General features: G+C 68.2%; 18 protein-coding genes. 5 read left to right on the top strand and 13 right to left on the bottom strand.

The features are described from left to right. Positions 1-20 precede the first annotated feature (20 nt). Together JOD67_RS22475 and JOD67_RS22470 are read right to left on the bottom strand one after the other, a co-directional pair. Positions 21-1,196 (bottom strand): TolB family protein, encoded by a 1,176-nt coding sequence (locus JOD67_RS22475; RefSeq protein WP_205119670.1) that lies wholly within the window; start codon positions 1,194-1,196, stop codon positions 21-23. Beyond that, on the bottom strand, positions 1,193-1,696 hold the full coding sequence (locus JOD67_RS22470; RefSeq protein ID WP_239553983.1) for a SigE family RNA polymerase sigma factor: 504 nt from the start codon (positions 1,694-1,696) through the stop codon (positions 1,193-1,195). Before JOD67_RS22470 ends, JOD67_RS22475 begins: the two co-directional genes overlap by 4 nt. 309 nt (positions 1,697-2,005) lie before the next feature. Between JOD67_RS22470 and JOD67_RS22465 the strand changes: the two genes are divergently transcribed. Together JOD67_RS22465 and JOD67_RS22460 are read left to right on the top strand one after the other, a co-directional pair. Then, a complete protein-coding gene (locus tag JOD67_RS22465; protein ID WP_205119669.1) occupies positions 2,006-3,091 on the top strand; it encodes a Kelch repeat-containing protein in 1,086 nt (361 codons plus the stop codon). 19 nt (positions 3,092-3,110) lie between these two features. Beyond that, positions 3,111-3,878, top strand: a complete 768-nt coding sequence (locus JOD67_RS22460) for a PIG-L deacetylase family protein (protein WP_205119668.1) — start codon at positions 3,111-3,113, stop codon at positions 3,876-3,878. Here the strand turns inward: JOD67_RS22460 and JOD67_RS22455 are convergent. Together JOD67_RS22455 and sthA are read right to left on the bottom strand one after the other, a co-directional pair. Further along, positions 3,875-4,345 (bottom strand): HIT family protein, encoded by a 471-nt coding sequence (locus JOD67_RS22455; RefSeq protein ID WP_205123122.1) that lies wholly within the window; start codon positions 4,343-4,345, stop codon positions 3,875-3,877. The genes JOD67_RS22460 and JOD67_RS22455 overlap by 4 nt on opposite strands. A gap of 62 nt (positions 4,346-4,407) precedes the next feature. Further along, positions 4,408-5,838, bottom strand: a complete 1,431-nt coding sequence (sthA, locus tag JOD67_RS22450; protein ID WP_239553982.1) for a Si-specific NAD(P)(+) transhydrogenase — start codon at positions 5,836-5,838, stop codon at positions 4,408-4,410. Between the two features lie 141 nt (positions 5,839-5,979). Here sthA and JOD67_RS22445 point away from each other — a divergent pair, with 141 nt between their 5' ends. Further along, positions 5,980-6,597 carry a hypothetical protein gene (locus JOD67_RS22445; protein WP_205119666.1) on the top strand — a complete coding sequence of 206 codons (618 nt, stop codon included), beginning with the start codon at positions 5,980-5,982 and terminating at the stop codon, positions 6,595-6,597. Positions 6,598-6,671: 74 nt separating this feature from the next. After that, complete coding sequence (locus JOD67_RS22440) at positions 6,672-7,076, top strand: RidA family protein (protein ID WP_307782503.1); 405 nt, start codon at positions 6,672-6,674, stop codon at positions 7,074-7,076. A gap of 67 nt (positions 7,077-7,143) precedes the next feature. Here JOD67_RS22440 and JOD67_RS22435 read toward each other — a convergent pair whose 3' ends face one another. The 7 genes from JOD67_RS22435 to JOD67_RS22405 all read right to left on the bottom strand — a co-directional run bounded on the left by JOD67_RS22435 (position 7,144) and on the right by JOD67_RS22405 (position 14,889). Continuing rightward, positions 7,144-8,112, bottom strand: coding sequence for a PDDEXK family nuclease (locus tag JOD67_RS22435; RefSeq protein WP_205119665.1), 969 nt, complete (start codon positions 8,110-8,112; stop codon positions 7,144-7,146). Between the two features lie 181 nt (positions 8,113-8,293). Then, a complete protein-coding gene (thrS, locus tag JOD67_RS22430) occupies positions 8,294-10,261 on the bottom strand; it encodes a threonine--tRNA ligase (RefSeq protein WP_205119664.1) in 1,968 nt (655 codons plus the stop codon). Positions 10,262-10,327: 66 nt separating this feature from the next. Beyond that, on the bottom strand, positions 10,328-10,864 hold the full coding sequence (locus tag JOD67_RS22425; protein WP_205119663.1) for a hypothetical protein: 537 nt from the start codon (positions 10,862-10,864) through the stop codon (positions 10,328-10,330). Between the two features lie 75 nt (positions 10,865-10,939). After that, positions 10,940-11,422 carry a nucleotide exchange factor GrpE gene (grpE, locus tag JOD67_RS22420; protein ID WP_205119662.1) on the bottom strand — a complete coding sequence of 161 codons (483 nt, stop codon included), beginning with the start codon at positions 11,420-11,422 and terminating at the stop codon, positions 10,940-10,942. Continuing rightward, positions 11,413-12,333: a tetratricopeptide repeat protein gene (locus tag JOD67_RS40340; protein WP_205119661.1), complete on the bottom strand. Its 921-nt coding sequence runs from the start codon at positions 12,331-12,333 to the stop codon at positions 11,413-11,415. Before JOD67_RS40340 ends, grpE begins: the two co-directional genes overlap by 10 nt. 2 nt (positions 12,334-12,335) lie before the next feature. Beyond that, the gene (locus JOD67_RS22410; protein WP_205119660.1) at positions 12,336-13,322 is read right to left on the bottom strand and encodes a tetratricopeptide repeat protein; all 987 of its coding nucleotides are present in this window, start codon (positions 13,320-13,322) and stop codon (positions 12,336-12,338) included. Between the two features lie 13 nt (positions 13,323-13,335). Further along, the gene (locus JOD67_RS22405; protein ID WP_205119659.1) at positions 13,336-14,889 is read right to left on the bottom strand and encodes an Hsp70 family protein; all 1,554 of its coding nucleotides are present in this window, start codon (positions 14,887-14,889) and stop codon (positions 13,336-13,338) included. Positions 14,890-15,134: 245 nt separating this feature from the next. Between JOD67_RS22405 and JOD67_RS22400 the strand changes: the two genes are divergently transcribed. After that, a complete protein-coding gene (locus JOD67_RS22400; protein ID WP_205119658.1) occupies positions 15,135-15,272 on the top strand; it encodes a hypothetical protein in 138 nt (45 codons plus the stop codon). Between the two features lie 96 nt (positions 15,273-15,368). Here the strand turns inward: JOD67_RS22400 and JOD67_RS22395 are convergent, their stop codons facing one another. Both JOD67_RS22395 and JOD67_RS22390 read right to left on the bottom strand, forming a co-directional pair. Continuing rightward, on the bottom strand, positions 15,369-15,551 hold the full coding sequence (locus JOD67_RS22395; protein ID WP_205119657.1) for a hypothetical protein: 183 nt from the start codon (positions 15,549-15,551) through the stop codon (positions 15,369-15,371). 242 nt (positions 15,552-15,793) lie between these two features. After that, positions 15,794-17,371, bottom strand: a complete 1,578-nt coding sequence (locus tag JOD67_RS22390; protein WP_205119656.1) for a carboxylesterase/lipase family protein — start codon at positions 17,369-17,371, stop codon at positions 15,794-15,796. Positions 17,372-17,479: the final 108 nt, after the last annotated feature.

The following is a 17,479-nucleotide window of genomic DNA, read 5'->3' as shown; positions in this document are numbered from 1 at the left end:
GGCCAGTTTCGCGTTTGGTCCTACGGGATGGCGGCGAGGTCGATCACCTCGTAGCCGCCGTCCTTCGTGGACGCGAGATGCATCCGGTCGCGGGGCGTGTGTCGAGAGCTGTTCGGATAGGTGGTGAGCTGCCCATGCTTGCCCGTGGCGAGGTCGATGACCTCGCGACCGCTGATGACGAACCGGTCCCGAACCGGTGGGTTGAGGACCCGGTCCGTGAGGTTGATCCCGATCGACGGCAGCTGCTGCCGTTGCGTTCCGTCCCGCCGTTCCACGAAGACCTGCTTGTCCGTCCCACCCACGCACCAGGTCAGGTGGCAGGCCCAGGTCCCCGTCCGATCCGTCGCGGTGCGCGTCTCGCCCGTCCGCACGTTGCGCAGGTCGCGGAAGGCGATACCAGGCACCGGCTCGACGGGTGGGATGGGCGAACCGATCCACGGCCAGGACACGATCATGGCGTCGTCGCTGTTCGGCACCTCCTTCGCCATACCGCCGAACGGTGCGGAGAGGATCCGGACAGACGTCCCATTCGACGACGCCCAGTAGACGCTGTCGCCGTCCACCGCGATGCCCTCGATCCCCTCACCTGGTACTCCGGTGGCGAGCTGGCGTACCTGTCCCCCAGCGACCGGCACGCCGAAGATCTCCCCGTGGGTCTCGCTCTCCACGTACCAGACGATCCAGCCGCCGCTGATCGTGAACCCATCGGCTTCCATTGGCACGCCGATGTCCGTGAGCTTCGTGACCTTCCTCGTGGCGAGCTCGTACCGGTACAGCGCTTCCTTCGCCCCGCCGACCTCGACGATCCCTACTAACAGGTTCTCGTTGTCGATGAAGTCCATCGGTACGAGATGCCGGTCCTTCGGTAGGTAGCCGTTGATCTGGTGGACCGCCTCGGGCCAGAGCTCCTCCGCGGGCTTGGGCGGCAGGATCTTCACGCCCTCGACCATCGTCTTGGTGGGCGTCTGCATCGGCTGCGGGGTCGCGTTAGGTGCGCGGACTACTCCGCTCGCGATCGCGACCGCCGTGACTGCCGCCGCGGCGGCCAGGCAGACGGCACCCGTCCCGATCCTGGTGCGCCGCCGCCGGTGCGCGCGGTCGTCGATCCTCGCCAGCAGGCCTGGGGGCGGGGTGGGGGCGTTCTCGCCGGCTTCGCGCAGTACTCGTTCGATCTCCTGTTCCAGCTGATCGGTCATGCCTCCGCTCCCTTCACGCTCGTTTGGGTGCTGTCCGTCCACTCGGCCCGCAGCTTCTTCAGCGCGTGGAACGCCTGGCTGCGTACGGTCGACCTGGTGATGCCCAACGTGGCCGCGATCTCCTCGTCGGTGAGCGACTCGTAGTACCGCAACACCAACACCGCCCGCTGGCGGCGCGGGAGCGTCGCGAGCAGGTCCCACAGGCCGTTCCGATCCTCGAACGGCGCCGCCTCATAGGGACGTTCCGGCACCACGGCCACCAGCCGCTCGCGCCTGAGCCGCCGCCAGGTACTGATGTGCAGCCGGGCCATCGTCGTTCGTACGTACGACTCGGCCGCACGCACCGCTGCTATCCGCGACCACGCCGAACGTACGCGCAGCAGCGCCTCCTGCATGAGGTCCGCGGCGTCGTGCGGGTTGCCGGTCAGCACATAGCCGTACCGCATCAACGCGTGTGCGCGCGACGCGACGAACTCCTCGAAGCTCGTTGTCTCGTCCAAGGCTCCCCCTTTCTCGCACCTTGAACGCCCGAACCTGCGTGCCTGCTGCATGGAGTTGCTCACAAAGTTTCGCAACTGTCCGAACCCGGAAGCGTGAGACATCGATTACCCACCGCCATGCCACCATGTCCTCTCCTGACAGACGCGGCACTAGTCGAGTTCGGGTCGTCGAAGAAGCCCCACTGCACGTCGGCCATGCCGCAAGCAGAGGTTTGACCAGCAATAACCGGCGAAACTGAGCGACCCGGGACTCGACCATTGAGACTAGCGGCGGGGGTACGCCTTATGCGTTTACGCAGTCAGTTGACCATGCTCGTTGTCAGCCTGGGGCTCGGCCTCAGCATCCTCACAGCACCCACCGCGGGCGCCATCGAACCCGCGGCCGACGGCACCTGGGCCAAGGTCGTCACCACCGGCACCGGCCCGTCCGAGCGGTCCGTCCCGGCGGTCGCCGGCGTCGGCTCGTCCCTGATCGTGTTCGGCGGAGTCAACGACGACTTCGGCACGGGCAAGAACGTGTTCTACAACGACCTGTACGCCCTCGACACCGCCACCAACACCTGGTCGCAGCTCAACCAGGGCCTCGATCCGTGGCCGGAAGCCCGCGCGTTCGCGGCGGCGGCAAGCAGTGGGACGCAGTACTACCTGTTCGGCGGATCGCAGTTCTCCAACGACGGCAGCGAGTTCCGCGTCTTCGACGACCTGTGGGCACTGTCCGGCCGGGTCTGGACGAGGCTCCCGAGCGGTCCGTCGGCACGGTCAGGCGCGACGCTCTGGTACGCGAACGGCAAGCTGTACGTGTTCGGCGGGATCGACCAGACGTTCTCGACCGTCAACGACCTCTGGTCGTTCGACCTCACCACGAAGACGTGGAAGGAGCTCATCCCGAACGGCAAGGCCGGCAGTCCACCGAGCCGGCACGTCGCGCACGCCGGCGGCGTCGCGGTGAACGGCACGCTCACGCTGTACGGCGGCGAGGGTCCGCCGCCCGGTTTCGCGGTCCTCAACGACACCTGGACGTACGAGATCGCGACCAACACGTGGTCCACCCTCGGCCCGGCGGTCATCGGCATCGAGCCCGGGCGCAACTACGCGGCGGCCGGCGTTCTCGGCTCGTCTCTGTACGTGCAGGGCGGCGACATCCCTGGTGGCGAAGCGGGCTGTGGGGCACCGTTCCCGCAGAACCCGACCGAGGAGCTGTGGCGGTTCGACGTTCCCACGAAGTCGTGGCAGCAGCTCGACCCGGACGGCGAGAAGCTCACGCGCATCAAGCGGCACTCCGCGGGCACCGTGCGGGGCAAGCTCTACATCGTGAGCGGCTGGGACTTCCAGTGCACCGGCGGCGTCGGACCTGGCCAGGTGTGGAATACGAACGTGTACTCGTTCACTCCGTAATCCCTCTACGCTGTCGCGGGTGACAGAACTGCTTCCCGCTCTGCCTGAAGAGACGTTCACGCGCGTACTCTGCGTCGTCGCTCACCGCGACGACGTGGAGTACGGCACCTCCTCCGCCGTCGCGCGGTGGGTGGAGCGTGGCATCGAGGTCGGTTACCTGCTGCTCACCCGCGGCGAGGCCGGCATGCCGAACCCTCCCGAGGAGACGGCCCGCATCCGCCTCGCCGAGCAGCAGTCCGCGTGCGCGGCCGTTGGTGTCAAGCACCTGACGGTGCTGGAGCATCCGGACGGCGTCCTGGACTACGGCCTCGACCTTCGGCGCGACATCTGCCGCGAGATCCGCCGCTTCCGACCCGACGTGGTGGTCTCCAGCGGCTACGACATCGAGACGCCGATGGGCTTCAACATGGCCGACCACCGTGCGGCCGGGCTCGCCACGATCGACGCAATCCGGGACGCGGACAACCGCTGGGTCTTCACCTCACAGCTCACCGACGAGGGTCTCGAGCCGTGCAAGGTCCGTTGGATCCTCATGCCAGCGTTCCCCCCATCCACCGCCACCCACGGCGTCGACGTGACGGGCGAGCCCTTGGAGCGCGGGATCGCTTCCCTGGAAGCGCACACGGCCTACCTCGCCGCCCTCCCCGACCACCCCGCACCGCGCGACTTCCTCCCGTACTTCGCCGCCCAGAACGGCAAGGCGATGGGCGTGAACCACGCGACCCTCTTCAAGGCCTACGACCTCCAAGCCCCACCGCCGTCGTTCACCGACGAGCTCGACGCCTAGGTCGGCCAGGCGTTCGCGAGCAGGGTGCGGGTGTCGGACAGCAGCTGCGGCAGGACCTTCGTACGCCCCACCACCGGCATGAAGTTCGTGTCGCCGCCCCACCGGGGCACGATGTGCTGGTGCAGGTGCGCCGCGATGCCGGCGCCCGCGACCGAGCCCTGGTTCATGCCGATGTTGAACCCCTGCGCGCCCGAGGCCTTCCGCAGCGCCACCATCGCGCGCTTGGTCAGGTCGGCCAGCTCCAGCGTCTCCTCCGGCGTGAGCTCGGTGTAGTCCGCGATGTGCCGGTACGGCAACACCATCAGGTGCCCGGAGTTGTACGGGTACAGGTTCAGCACCGCGTACGTCACAGTCCCGCGCGAGACGACGAGCCCCTCGGCGTCGGTCAGCTTCGGAATCTCACAGAACGGACACCCATCGTCCGCCCCCGAACCGGTCGGCTTGTTCTCGCCCTTGATGTACGCCATCCGGTGCGGAGTCCACAGCCGTTCGAACGCGTCCGCCTGATCGTCTGCCACAGCAATAGATCTTACGGAGCCTCCAGAACACCCTGCGTCCCCGCGAACCGCTGCACCGCCCGCATCTTGTTCATCGCGTCCAGCGCCGCGACCTTGTACGACTCCGCGAGCGTCGGGTAGTTGAACACCGTGTCCACGAGGTAGTCGATCGTTCCGCCGCACCCCATCACGGTCTGCCCGATGTGCACGAGCTCCGTCGCGCCCGTCCCGAAGACGTGCACGCCGAGCAACGTCCGGTCCTCCGCGTGCACGAGCAGCTTGAGCATCCCGTACGAGTCGCCGAGGATCGCGCCGCGCGCGAGCTCGCGGTAGCGCGAGATGCCGACCTCGAACGGCACGTTCGACTCGGTCAGCTCCTCCTCGGTCTTCCCGACGTAGCTGATCTCCGGGATCGTGTAGATGCCGATCGGCTGCAGGTGCCCGAGGTCGCCGACGACCGGTTCGTCGCAGGCGTGGTACGCCGCGCGCCGGCCCTGCTCCATCGACGTCGCCGCCAGCGCGGGGAAGCCGATCACGTCGCCGACCGCGTAGATGTGGTCGACGGGGGTCCGGTAGTAGTTGTCCACCTTGATCCGGCCGCGGTCGTCGGCGGACAGGCCGGCCTTCTCCAGGTCGAGCGAGTCCGTGACACCTTGCCGACCAGCGGAGTACATCACCGTGTCGGCCGGAATCCGCTTCCCTGACTCGAGAATCGTCAACGTCGCGCCGTTCGAGTGCTCCACCCGCGCGACCGTCTCGCGGAACCGGAACGTCACCGCGAGGTCGCGCAGCTGGTACTTCAACGCCTCGACGATCTCGAGGTCGCAGAAGTCCAGCATCCGTTCGCGCTTCTCGACGACGGTCACCTTCGCGCCGAGCGCGGCGAACATCGACGCGTACTCTATGCCGATCACGCCGGCGCCGACGACGACCATCGAGCCGGGGATGCGTTCCATGTCGAGGATCTGGTCGGAGTCGACGATGTTCTTGCCGTCGAACGCCACCGTGCTCGGGCGCGCCGGTCTGGTCCCGACCGCGATGACCGCGCGTTCGGCGGTGACGCGCCGTACGCTCCCGTCGGCCGCCGTGATCGCGACCATGTGCGGGTCCTCGAACCGCGCCGTGCCGAGCAGCATCTCGACGTGGTTGCGGGCGAGCTGGCTGCGGATGACGTCGATCTCGCGGCCGATGACGTGCTGTGTGCGGGCCGAGAGGTCACCGACGGTGATGTCGTCCTTGAGGCGGTACGAGTGTCCGTACAGCTCGCGCTGGTTCAGCCCGGTCAGGTAGAGGATCGCCTCGCGCAGGGTCTTCGACGGGATCGTTCCGGTGTTGATGCAGACGCCGCCGACCATGTGCTTCTTCTCCACCACGGCGACCCGGCGGCCGAGTTTCGCACCCGCGATCGCGGCCTTCTGGCCGCCCGGGCCGGATCCGATGACGAGCAGGTCGTAGTCGAACATCTGCCTCCTTGGCACCGCGTCGGTCCTGAGCTCCATCCTGCCGGCACCGGCCAATCCGCGTCGACCACTTGCGCATTGCTGTTCTCTTGCCGTACATCCGTGCTTGGAATGCGTGTGCCGCGTTCGTGCTGAGATGTCCGCATGACGGCTGACAGAAGGGCGGGACTCGTCGTCGACGCCGAGCTCCCGGCGACGCCGAACCTGATCGCCAACCCAGGCGCGGAGGACGGACCAGGCGGAACGGGCGGACCCGTCGCGTCGATCCCGGGCTGGCACGTTCTGGACGGCGAGGCCACTGTCATCCGGTACGACGCCGGCTCGCGCTATCCGCGGTTGTCTGATCCTGGCCCGTCGCAGCGCGGGCGGCAGTTCTTCGGCGGCGGCCCCGTTCCGCGGACCCGGCTGGCGCAGGACATCGTGCTGCCGGACCCGTCGGGGATCGACAAGGCGCGGGTGCGGTTCTCGTTCAGCGGGTGGCTCGGCGGGTGCGCCGGGCAGCAGGACGGCGCGCGATTGTCGCTGGAGTTCCGCAACCGTTCTGGCAACCCGACCGGGCTGGTCGTACTCGGCCCGGCGACGGCGGCGGACCGTTCGAGCCTGACGGTGTTGACGGGGTTCGTCGAGCGGCGCGCGACGGGGACCGTTCCGCCGTACAGCCGTTGGGCCCGGATCATGCTGCTGTTCACCCGTTCCGGTGGCCGTTCGAACGACGGGTACGCCGACGAGCTCACGCTCACGCTGACCGGGGTGCGTGCCTGACCCCTCGTCAAGGGTTGCTTGACGGCGCGATATCGACGCGACTCTGCTGGGCTGGTTCGGGCAGACTGCGGCTCGTGACCTCTCGGATCTCTCGCCTGAACCCGCCCGAGCTGCACGAGACGCCGGGCTACCACCACATCACGATCGCCGAGTCCGGCCGCACCGCGTACCTGGCGGGCCAGTGCCCGCTCGACGCGGCCGGGAAGCTCGTCGGAGCCGGCGACTACGACGCACAGGCCGTCCAAGTGGCCTCGAACGCCCTGGCCGCGTTGAAGGCCATCGACGCGTCGCCCGAGCAGGTCGTCCGCTCGGTGATCTACGTCGTAAGCCCCGAAACCTTGCAGCTCGGAGCCGTCTGGCGCACGCTGCACACCACCCCACTGGCCAAGGCCTTCACCACCGCCAGCACCCTGCTGGGCGTAGCCCAGCTCGGCTTCACCGACCAACTCATCGAGCTCGACCTCACCGTCGCCCTGTGATCATGTACGTGATCATGAAGCCGTAACCGTCCTATACGCCAGTTTGGCTTCACGATCACGTACATGATCACGCCGCGGCAGCGCGGAGTTGGCAGGTCGGACCGCAGGCCTTGGGGTCGTCGGACCAGCCGTTTCGACGAAGGATGTCGATGATCTCAGCGGCCACGGCGCAGGGGCTGTCGTACACCTCGGTCCAGCCGTAGCGGAGCGTGCTCCGTCGGCGCAGGGTCGAGACGTTGTCTCGTTGTCGATCGCGGAACGCACCGTCCTCGACGTGGCCAACGCGCCCGTCGAGCTCCACGATGAGACCGAAAGCCTCGTACTCGGCATCGATCCACTGCGACTTCCCGCCCACTCGCCGGTGACGCTGCCGATGAGCCCGCGGCAGGCCGTGCGAAGACTCCACCCGCCGAACGTAGGCGATCTCCAACGGGGTCTCGGCGCCGTCCGAGACGTCAGCCAGGATCGCCTGCATCAGGTCGCGCCACCGGATCTTCTTGCGCGAGTCCAACGTCAGCGCAAGCCGTTCCGGAGTCGTCCTACGGCGTTGACATGCCCGCGTCACCCATCTGACCACCTCGCTGCGCGTCGATGCGCGATCCACGAGATCCAGAACGGTGTCATCGACTGTCGTCACCGCCGGCACGTTGGTCGGATGCCTCGACCACTCGAGCCGGTGTGCGTAGTGGATCCGGACCCATCCCAGGTTCGCAAGCCGTCGTCGATCGACTCCGATGGTCACCTGGACAACATCGCTCGGCCCATCGGTCAGCCCCCACACCCAAGCGGCGCTCTGGTGGCTGAGGGTGGCCCCAGGTCCGGCGTAGAGCAACGCGGCCCAGGTCCTTGCGTCGCTGGGGATCGGACCGCTGAACGTCGCGTACACCCGCGGCAGGAGCCGCTGCCATCGTCCGCTTCGGACTCGACTCGCGACGTCGTTCGATCCGAAGCCGTGCTGACGGAGCTGTTGAGTGTCGACGACGCCAGCCTGATGAACAAGCAACGCCTCGAGCTCTGAGGGGAGGGAACTGACCATGGGACCAGGGTGCGCCGACCCTCACGTCAGATCCGTACCTCGAACCCGATCTGTGGACGACCGCCCCAGAAACGCCCCTGTGCACGAATCCGGCCCGTGATCATGTACGTGATCGTGAAGGCGTAGCCGTCATATACGCCACTTTCCCCTTCATGATCACGTACATGATCACGGCGCGGGCTCAGACTTGGAGGCGGCGTTCGATGGTGTCGACGATTTCGGTGATGGCTTCGTCGACGGGGACGCCGTTCTTCTGTTCGCCGTTGCGGTAGCGGAACGACACCGCGCCGGATTCGATGTCGCGGTCGCCCGCGATCAGCATGTACGGGATCTTCTGGGTCTGCGCGTTCCGGATCTTCTTCTGCATCCGGTCATCGGAGGTGTCGACCGAGATCCGGATCCCCCGCTCCCGCGCCCGCCGAGCCACGTCGTCGAGATAGGCAGAGTGCCGCTCGGCGATAGGGATCGCCACCGCCTGCACCGGCGCGAGCCAGGGAGGGAACGCGCCCGCGTAGTGCTCCAGCAGGATCCCGAAGAACCGCTCCTCCGACCCGAACAAGGCCCGGTGGATCATGTACGGCCGCTGCCGCGTCCCATCAGAAGCCTGGTACTCGATGTCGAACCGAGAAGGCAGTTGGAAGTCCACCTGCAACGTCGACAGCTGCCACTTCCGCCCGATCGCGTCCTTCACGTGGATGTCGATCTTCGGCGCGTAGAAGGCACCCTCGCCCTCGGCGATCGTGTACGGGATCCCGCCGAGCTTCAGCGCCTCCTCCAGCGCCGCCTCGGCCACGTCCCACTCAGCGATCTCCCCGACGAACTTCTCCGGCCGCGTCGACAGGTCAGCGGTGAACTCGGTCAGCCCGTAGTCCCGCAGCAGCCCCACCACGAAGTCCAACAAAGACGACAGCTCGTCCTGCAGCTGCGCGGGAGTGCAGAAGATGTGCGAGTCGTCCTGCGTGAACCCACGAGACCGCGTCAGACCGTGCACGACACCCGACTTCTCGTACCGATAGACGGTCCCGAACTCGAACAACCGCAACGGCAGCTCGCGGTACGACCGCCCCCGCGCACCGAAGATCATCACGTGCATCGGGCAGTTCATCGGCTTCATGTAGTACGTCTGGCCCTCGTCGAGCTCCATGGGCGGGTACATGCCGTCCGCGTACCACTCCAGGTGCCCCGACGTCTCGAAGAGCGCGGCCTTCGTCAGATGCGGCGTGTACACGAACTCGTACCCGCCCTCCTCGTGCCGCTTCCGCGAGTACTCCTCCATCACCCGCCGGATGATCCCGCCCTTCGGGTGCCACACCGCGAGCCCCGGCCCGATCTCCTCCGGGAACGAGAACAGGTCCAGCTCCGTGCCGAGCCGCCGGTGGTCGCGCCGCTCGGCCTCGGCGAGCATCTCCAGGTGCGCGCCCAGCGCGTCCTTCGACTCCCACGCCGTGCCGTAGATCCGCTGCAGCTGCGGGTTCTTCTCCGAACCCCGCCAGTACGCCGCCGCGACCCGCATCAGCTTGAACGCCGGAATGTGCCGCGTGGTCGGCAGGTGCGGCCCGCGACACAGGTCCTTCCACGCCACCTCGTCGCCGCGCAGGTTGTCGTAGATCGTCAGCTCGCCGCCGCCGACCTCGACCGACGACCCGTCGTCGGACGAGGCGCCGCCCTTGAGTCCGATCAGCTCCAGCTTGTACGGCTCAGCAGCAAGCTCCGAGCGAGCATCAGAATCCGACACCACGCGCCGCGAGAACCGCTGCCGGTCCTTGATGATCCGCCGCATCGCGGTCTCGATGCGCTCCAGATCCTCCGGCGTGAACGGCGTGGGCACGTCGAAGTCGTAGTAGAAGCCGTTCTCCACCGGCGGGCCGATGCCGAGCTTCGCCGAAGGGAACAGGTCCTGCACCGCCTGAGCCATCACGTGCGCGGTCGAGTGCCGCAGGATCGCGCGCCCGTCAGCGGAGGAGATCTCGACCGGCTCGACCTCGTCCCCAGCGGCGAGCACGTACGCCAGGTCGCGCAGCTCGCCGTTCACCCGCGCCGCGATCACCGCGCGGTCGTCGCGGAACAGGTCGAACGCCGTCGTGTCCGTCGTCGTCTCCCGTTCGGCACGTTCGCCGTTAAGGATGACGGTGACGTTGAACTCGGACACGATGACTCCCTCGACAAAGACACAGATGGGGCGAACGGCCCGATCGTATCCGCCCGTCCCGCGAGGTCAGCCGACGAGTCGGCGCTCACCGACCCGGGCCGTGAGCAGCGCCACGCCGAGCAGGACCCAGGTGAGTCCCCACGCGCCGAGCAGCACGCCGTTCGCGCCTGACTCGGTCAGCGTGACCTGCGGGATGATCGAGAGGAAGAAGTAGACGCTGCCGGCCAGCGGCACCCATCGTTGCCAGCCCGCGGTCCGGCGAGCCCGCACGACGGCGATGCCCAGCAGGAGCATGCCGAGCGCGAGCAGCATCGAGCCGCCGATGTCGAACCCGTTCCCGAACCTTGTCCCCGCCACCAGCAGCTTCGCCCCGTACTCCGCGACCCACAGCGCGAGCCCGGCCAGCGCGACGACAGTTCCGACGATCGCGAGCGGACCTGGGACGAACGAGCCGACCACCGCGACGGCCAGGCAGGCCGTCAGCACGAGCGCGACGGCGAAGTATCCGCGCCCGAGCCCGTCGAACAGGCCCAGCGCGATGTCAGCGAACATGAGGAGCCCACCCAGGAGGGCGGCGACTCCGGCGACACGTGTGCGTTCCATACCGCCATCACAGCCGTCTGGCCGGTCTGTCGCGACGGCAATCGCCACCTAGATCAAGCGCCGCGACTGCCCATCTCAGGCGCGATATCCGACGCTCACCTGAGCGGGGCGGAGCAGCCGGTCCTCGAGCTGGTAGCCGGGTCGACGTACGGCGAGGACGCGGCCGACCTGGGCGTCGTCGGTCACCGGTGTCCGCTCGACCGCCTCGTGCAGCCGCGGGTCGAACGCCTCGCCCTCGGCGTCGACGGTCCGCAGGCCGCGCCTGAGGAGAACCTCGAGCAGCTCCGCGCGCACGGAGTCCAGCAGGTCGCCGGACTCCGCGGGCACCGCGGCAGTGAGGGCGTCGAGCCGGTCGACGATGAGCAGCAGCTCACGGACCATCGGGGCGATGAACTGCTCGGCCAACCCCTGCTGGGCGAACTTCAGCTGCCCGTACAGCTCGTCGTACATCGTCTGCTTGGAACGGTCGTCCAGCAGCCGTCGCTGGAACAGGTCGCGAAGCTCCGCGACCTCGGTCGCCAGTCGTTGCAGCTCGTCTCCGGGTTCGGTCAACGCCATCTGTTCGTGTTCCTTCTGTCTATGCGCCAGTTCGGGACCCGGTGCCGGACCACGTACAGGGCGACGAACGCGGCGAAGAAGATGCCGCCCATGACGTACGAGAACGTCGTCTGCTGCGACGCCGCGAGCAACAGCGAGCCGGTCAGCAGGATCGCGTACCACTTCTTGTGGAAGCTCGGCCGCCAGTTCGCCTTGCGTGCGGTGCGGAGAATGTCGTTGAGGTGTTGCATCATCATCGGCGAGTGGCGGTCGTTGGCGCCGACCTTGCGCATCCGGCGCAACCTGCTCTTGACAGCGTTGAGCTCGCGTCGCGAGGTGATGCGCTGGTCTTGTCCGACCTCGTCGAGGGCGGACTGGTAGAGCGCGTTCATCATGGTGAGCTTGACGTTCTCGTTGTCCGGCTGCTCGGCGAGGGCTTGGTCGAGCACCTTGAGCGCCTCGTTGACCCGGTGGGAGCGGAAGTACGCGAGCGCGATGCCTTCGAGCGCCTCGACACTCTCCGGATCCCGTTCGCGGGCGGCCTCGTACTCCGCGATGGCGAGCGGCCACTTACCCTCGTCGAGCAGCCGGTCGCCGCGCCGGATGTGGAACGCGGCGGAACCGATCTCCGGAACGTTGCCGGTCGTGGTGGGCCGCGGCGGCGGCTGCCGCGTCGGCTCGATCCTCGTCTCCTTACGGACGGGCTCCGGCGCCGGACCTTGGGAGTCGTAGGAGCGCCGCCGCTCCGGGTCGAGCAGCGTCCGCTCAGCCGCATCGATGTCGCGGACGCGTTGCTCAGCCTCGGTCCGCCGCACCGGATCCGGACTCGACTGCCGGCGCACCCAGATCCGCCGCTGAGCCGTGATAGCAGCACGGATGATGTCCGGCGTCGCGGACCGCCGGACGTCGAGCAGCTCGTAGTAGTCAGCCACCGTCAGATCCCGTCATAGGGATACAGCGGCATCGAGGATGGCGCCGAAGGAGTCGTGTACTTCGCTCGGTTGCGGGTCGGCTTCTTCTTCCATCCAAAGGTCCGATGCCTGATCACCCACACGACCCCGATCAATATCAGGAGCAGCGCGCTGAGCGCATAGCCGAACAGCCCCCGGAACAGGAAGCTCGGGACAAGGGCGACGACGGCCAACCCGACATACCAGCTCGGCATGATCGTCACGTGCCATCTGGCCCGGCGCGCACCCGTGCGGATTTCCTGCAGCTGTTTCGTGAGCAGCTTCGTCCGCGGATCCTTCAGCCGCAGGCGCTTGATCCGGCGCAGCCGGTCGCTCAAGATCCGCCATTGCCGTTTCGTCTGGATCGCGGGTCCATAGGAGAGCACGACGATAGCCGAGTCGTAGAGCGCCTTCACCAGCGTCTGTTTGGCCTCGTCATCATGGGGTTTGTCGGTCACCGCCTTCTCCAGCGGTCTCAGGAACTCCTCGATCCGACCGGACGCCGAGGCAACGGCAGCCAAGCCACGTCTCGCCTTGAGACGGTCGACCCCGTCCGAGCTTCGTTCAAGGACATACTCGAACTCGGCGATTGCGAAGTCCCACTTGCCCGCGTCGAGGTAGTCCTCTCCCCTCCACAGATGATCCTCCGTGTCGTCGAGGCGGTCCCATACCAACGACCTCGGCTTGCTTGGCGGCTCGTTCTCTGGCGGCGGCCAGGCCGGCTCGGCTGGTTCTGGTGGCTGCTCCGACGGCTGGAACTGCTGGTCGTACTCGCGTCGCCGCTCGGCGTTCAGCAGCGTGCGTTCCGCCGCGTCGATGTCGCGGACCCGCTGCTCCGCCTCCGCGCGCCTCTCCAGGTCAGGGCTGGACTGGCGCCGCACCCAGATCCGGCGCTGCCCCGTGATGGCGGCGCGGATCTCCTCCGAGGTCGCCGTACGCGACACCGAGAGGAGCTCGTAGTAGTCCGCCACGCCCCAGATCGTCTCAGGCAAGGTCCAGCGCGCGCATCCGGTCCGTGGCCGCCTCGACCTCGGACTCGGACATGTTCGCCACGTTGTGCACCTCGAACGTGCCCACCGGCTGCCCCGACGTCAGGTCGTTCACCGCGATCGACACGGTCTGGTCGATGTCGTACGCGTACACCACCTCAAACGGAGCCCCGCGCCGGTACGAAGGGATGTCCAGCACCTGCTCCCCGATCGTCCGCACGTACGCCGGGTCCGTGTCGTCCCCCTGCGTCACCTCGACCTTGAGCCGCGTCTGCTGCTCCTGAACGGTCTCGAAAGTCTGCGCAGAAGTCGCCGGGATCTTCGAGTTCGCCGGGATGATCACGACGTTCTCCATGTCCTCCGGGTCGTCCGACGACCGCTTGATCGCCAACGCCCCCAACCCCTGCGACGTCACGTCCCGGATCCGCGGCCGCGTCACCGACGACGCCAACACCGGCAGGTTGTCCGACGACCCCGACCCGGCCTCGGCGTCGTCCAGCTCCACGAGGTGAGCCTGGATCGCCGCCCCCAGGGCCACGACCTCGTCCGGGTTGATCGAACGCTCCGGATCGCGCCCCGCCAGAGCAGTGATCATCGAACGCACCGTCGGCATCCGCGTCGACCCACCGGCCAACAGCACACGATCGACAGAAGGCCAAGCGAGCCCCGCGTCCTCCACCACCATCGACGCGATGTCCCGCGTACGCGACAACAACGACGACGTCACGTCCTCGAACTCCGCACGCGTCAACGTCAACACCTTCGAGACGCCAGAAGCAGCCAGCACCACCCGCGTCTGCTCCACCGACGTCAAGCTCCGCTTGGCGATCTCCGCCTTGTCCCGCAGGTCCGCCTCGGCCATGTCGTCGTCGAGCAGCGACGACCCACCCTCGGCCACGAACCGCTCGTTCAGCAGCTGCATCAGCAGGTTGTCGAAGTCGAACCCGCCGAGGTTCCGGTCGCCGTGCGTCGCCAGCACCTCGAACTCGCCGCCGCCGACCCGCATCACGGTGACGTCGAACGTCCCGCCGCCGAGGTCGTACACCAGCACGGTCCCGTCGACCGCGGTGTCGACGCCGTACGCCAACGCCGCCGCCGTCGGCTCGTTCAGCACCCGCCGAACGTTCAGACCGGCGATCCGCCCGGCGTCGATCGTCGCCCGCCGCGGCGCATCGTCGAAGTACGCAGGAACAGTGATCACCGCATCGGTCACCGAGCCGCCCAGAGCGAGCTCGACGTCCTCGGCCAGCCGCTTGATGATGATCGCCGAGATCTCCTCCGGCCGGTACGACGTCCCGCCCGAGGTCTCGAACCGCCACGCCGGGTCGCCCATCGACCGCTTCACGAACTGCACCACGTCCAGCGGCGACGTCGCGGCCGATCGCTTCGCCATCGTTCCGACGATCGGGATCTCGCCCTGGAACATCACCACCGACGGCGTGATGTTCTCGCCGTCGCGGTTCATGATGATCTCGGGCTTGCCGAACTGGTTGACCATCGCCGCCGCCGAAAACGTCGTCCCCAGGTCGATCCCGATCGTGTGTCCCACGTGTGCAACCTCTCCGCGCCGACTGGTCGCCACACAACGTAGCCGAAGGGCGACCAGGCAGCCGGATGGCGCTCCGATGGCACTGCGCTGGCACGGTCGAGTGCACCCAGAAGCACGAATCGCCGCGGCCAGCGGTTCACCTCGTTCGACCACCTGAACGGCGGCTGCGTGCCCGGGCCAACCGGCGTTTACATCGTTGCATCCCGAACGTCTGTTCGGGAATCCACCACGGGAGGATTGAACCCGTGAGCACAGCACTCGCCAGGGTCGGCGCGGTCCTGACCGGTACCGCCGCCCTCGTTCTCGGCGGCCTCGCACCCACCGTGCAGGCGGCCGACGGCTGGACCAGCTACACCCTCAACACCCCGAACGCGAGCGGCTGATCCACTTCGACGGCATCGCCTGGACGAAGGCCACGCCGTCCCAGGTGGCCGGCTGCGCACCTCGGGCACGACGTTCACGGCCCTCCCGTCACCCGGCTACGGCGCGTCGGTCGTGCCGCTCGGGCCGAACGACGCCTGGGCACGCGGCCCGGTGGTCGCCGACAGCGGCAACGGCGACGTGAAGGCGAACCCGCTGCGCTGGAACGGCCAGGCCTGGTCCGCGGTCGACGACGGGCAGCAGCGGACGTCGTACGAGCCACGCGTCGCCGCCGGCGGCACCGTGTGGGCGAACAGGTACGAGTTCTTCTCCGGCTACGCCAGCGTGAGCCTCGTCCGCTGGGCCGGCGACCGGTGGCAGCCGGTGCCCGGGATCACCGGAGTCGGCTCCGACGGAGTCCTCGACTACGCCGCGCCGACCCCGGCCTCGTCCCCGTGGGCGTTGCTCGCGAAGGGCGAGGACAAGAACCGCCAGACCGTCAAGGGTCCACACCGGCTGATCCTGTCCCGGCACCGGTGCGGCCCTACGGGATCGTGCTCCACAGGTCGCACTGGTGCCGCTCGGCCATGTCCGCGCCCGCCGGGTCGTGGTCGAGCGACTGGACGTACGGCACGTCCGCTGACGCCCGCAAGCGCGGCCACGGCGCGTGCCCGGTCCGGGCGAACCCGGTCCAGCTCGCGATCATCTGGTCCGCCAGCTTCTCCTGCGCCGGTGTCGTGAGCAGGTGCTGTCCGCCGAGGTCGAACAGGTACGGCAGGTCGAACGCGTGCGACGCACCGGTCGGGAACCCGGGCGGCGCCGGGGTGATCGGCGGTGCCGTGCGGTCGGCGAACTCGTACCCGTACGTCCGGGTCCGCTTCGCGAGCAGCCGGTTGCCCTCGAGCGTCGGGCAGGCCCACGCGCGGTCCGTCGCGACCGCGCCCCAGGCGGCGGCCGGCGACTGGTAAGCGCTGGACGGGTAGCGGGCGGCGACCTTCGGGGCGTCCGCGCCGAACGAGTCCGCCAGCAGGCCCTGGTACGCGTCCTCGGTCAGGTGACCGGCGGCCTCGATCGCGGCCGCCGAGCCGTTGGCCTCGTCGCGGTTGCCGCCGGACAGCAACGGCATCCGCTGGAACCGGCCCGCCCGCAACGCTTCGGCGGGATCGCGCGGCAGCAGGCTGTTGTCGTACGACGGCGCGTTGAACGGCACCTCGAGCGCGAGGAGCTTCTCGACCTCCTTGCCACGCAGGCAGTCCACGGCCGTCGCCGCGTCGGTGCACTGGAGCGCGGCAGCACCCTCCGTCGCGAACTCCTGCGCGTCCTTCGCCGCGTAGTACGGCTTGAAGCCGGGCAGGCCGGGATACCAGGTGTTCTTCGTCCAGTGCAGCAAGCAGGAACCGCTCTGCATCACGCCCTTGTCGAACGCGCCCTTCGCCTTCGGCGAGGTGAGCAACGCGCAGATGCTCATCCCGCCGGCGGACTCCCCCGCGGCCGTGACGTTGTGCGGGTCGCCGCCGAACGCCCTCGCGTTGGCGCGCGCCCACTTCAGCGCGGCGAGCTGGTCCAGGAGGCCGAACGTTCCGCCGTCCTTCAGCCCGGGATAGGTCAGGTTGCCGAACACGCCGAGCCGGTAGTTGATGGTGATGACGACCGCGTTGCCCTTACTGGCAAGGCGGTTCGCGTCGTAAGACGATCCGGCACCGTTGGTGTAGCCGCCGCCGTGGATCCAGACGATCACCGGCCTGGGCTTGTGCTGCTTGGCTGCGGGCGTCGTCACGTTCAGGTAGAGACAGTCCTCCTCGACACTGCCGCCGGGCACCTCGCCGGGTGCCTGCGGGCACGGGCTTTGCGGCTTCGTCGCGTCGCGGACGCCGGCCCAACGTGGCGCCGGTTGCGGCGCCGTCCAGCGCAGCGCGCCCTTCGGCGGTGCGGCGAACGGGATGCCCTCGTACGTACGGACGCCGTCCGCCTCCGTGCCGCGGACCAGACCGTGGTCCGTCGCGACGACCGGTGGGGCGCCGCCGGATGCCGCCGACGCGGGTACGGCACTCGCTATCAACGCCGCGGCCGCGCAGGCGCCGAGCGCCGCGCGGCCGAGACGGCCTCGCCAGGATGTTTTCATGCGAGCAATTCGACCCCGTTCCGATCCCATGCCGGCACTGGCGCAAGGCCAGCGCCGCACTGGACGATAGTTCAGAACGGGGACATTAACGGACAAAGCGCTCGCGAT

The organism is Tenggerimyces flavus, assembly GCF_016907715.1.
Lineage (GTDB): Bacteria > Actinomycetota > Actinomycetes > Propionibacteriales > Actinopolymorphaceae > Tenggerimyces > Tenggerimyces flavus.
Note: the sequence above shows the minus strand (reverse complement) of the source record. Positions and strands in the feature narration are given on the sequence as shown.

What these genes read in the sequence shown, in the direction of transcription:
- JOD67_RS22475 (WP_205119670.1), bottom strand. Translation starts at nt 1,196, where the DNA reads ATGACCGATCAGCTGGAACAGGAGATCGAACGAGTACTGCGCGAAGCC.
- JOD67_RS22445 (WP_205119666.1), top strand. Translation starts at nt 5,980, where the DNA reads ATGACGGCTGACAGAAGGGCGGGACTCGTCGTCGACGCCGAGCTCCCG.
- JOD67_RS22465 (WP_205119669.1), top strand. Translation starts at nt 2,006, where the DNA reads ATGCTCGTTGTCAGCCTGGGGCTCGGCCTCAGCATCCTCACAGCACCC.
- JOD67_RS22455 (WP_205123122.1), bottom strand. Translation starts at nt 4,345, where the DNA reads ATGGCGTACATCAAGGGCGAGAACAAGCCGACCGGTTCGGGGGCGGAC.
- JOD67_RS22435 (WP_205119665.1), bottom strand. Translation starts at nt 8,112, where the DNA reads ATGGTCAGTTCCCTCCCCTCAGAGCTCGAGGCGTTGCTTGTTCATCAG.
- JOD67_RS22425 (WP_205119663.1), bottom strand. Translation starts at nt 10,864, where the DNA reads ATGGAACGCACACGTGTCGCCGGAGTCGCCGCCCTCCTGGGTGGGCTC.
- grpE (WP_205119662.1), bottom strand. Translation starts at nt 11,422, where the DNA reads ATGGCGTTGACCGAACCCGGAGACGAGCTGCAACGACTGGCGACCGAG.
- sthA (WP_239553982.1), bottom strand. Translation starts at nt 5,838, where the DNA reads ATGTTCGACTACGACCTGCTCGTCATCGGATCCGGCCCGGGCGGCCAG.
- JOD67_RS22390 (WP_205119656.1), bottom strand. Translation starts at nt 17,371, where the DNA reads ATGAAAACATCCTGGCGAGGCCGTCTCGGCCGCGCGGCGCTCGGCGCC.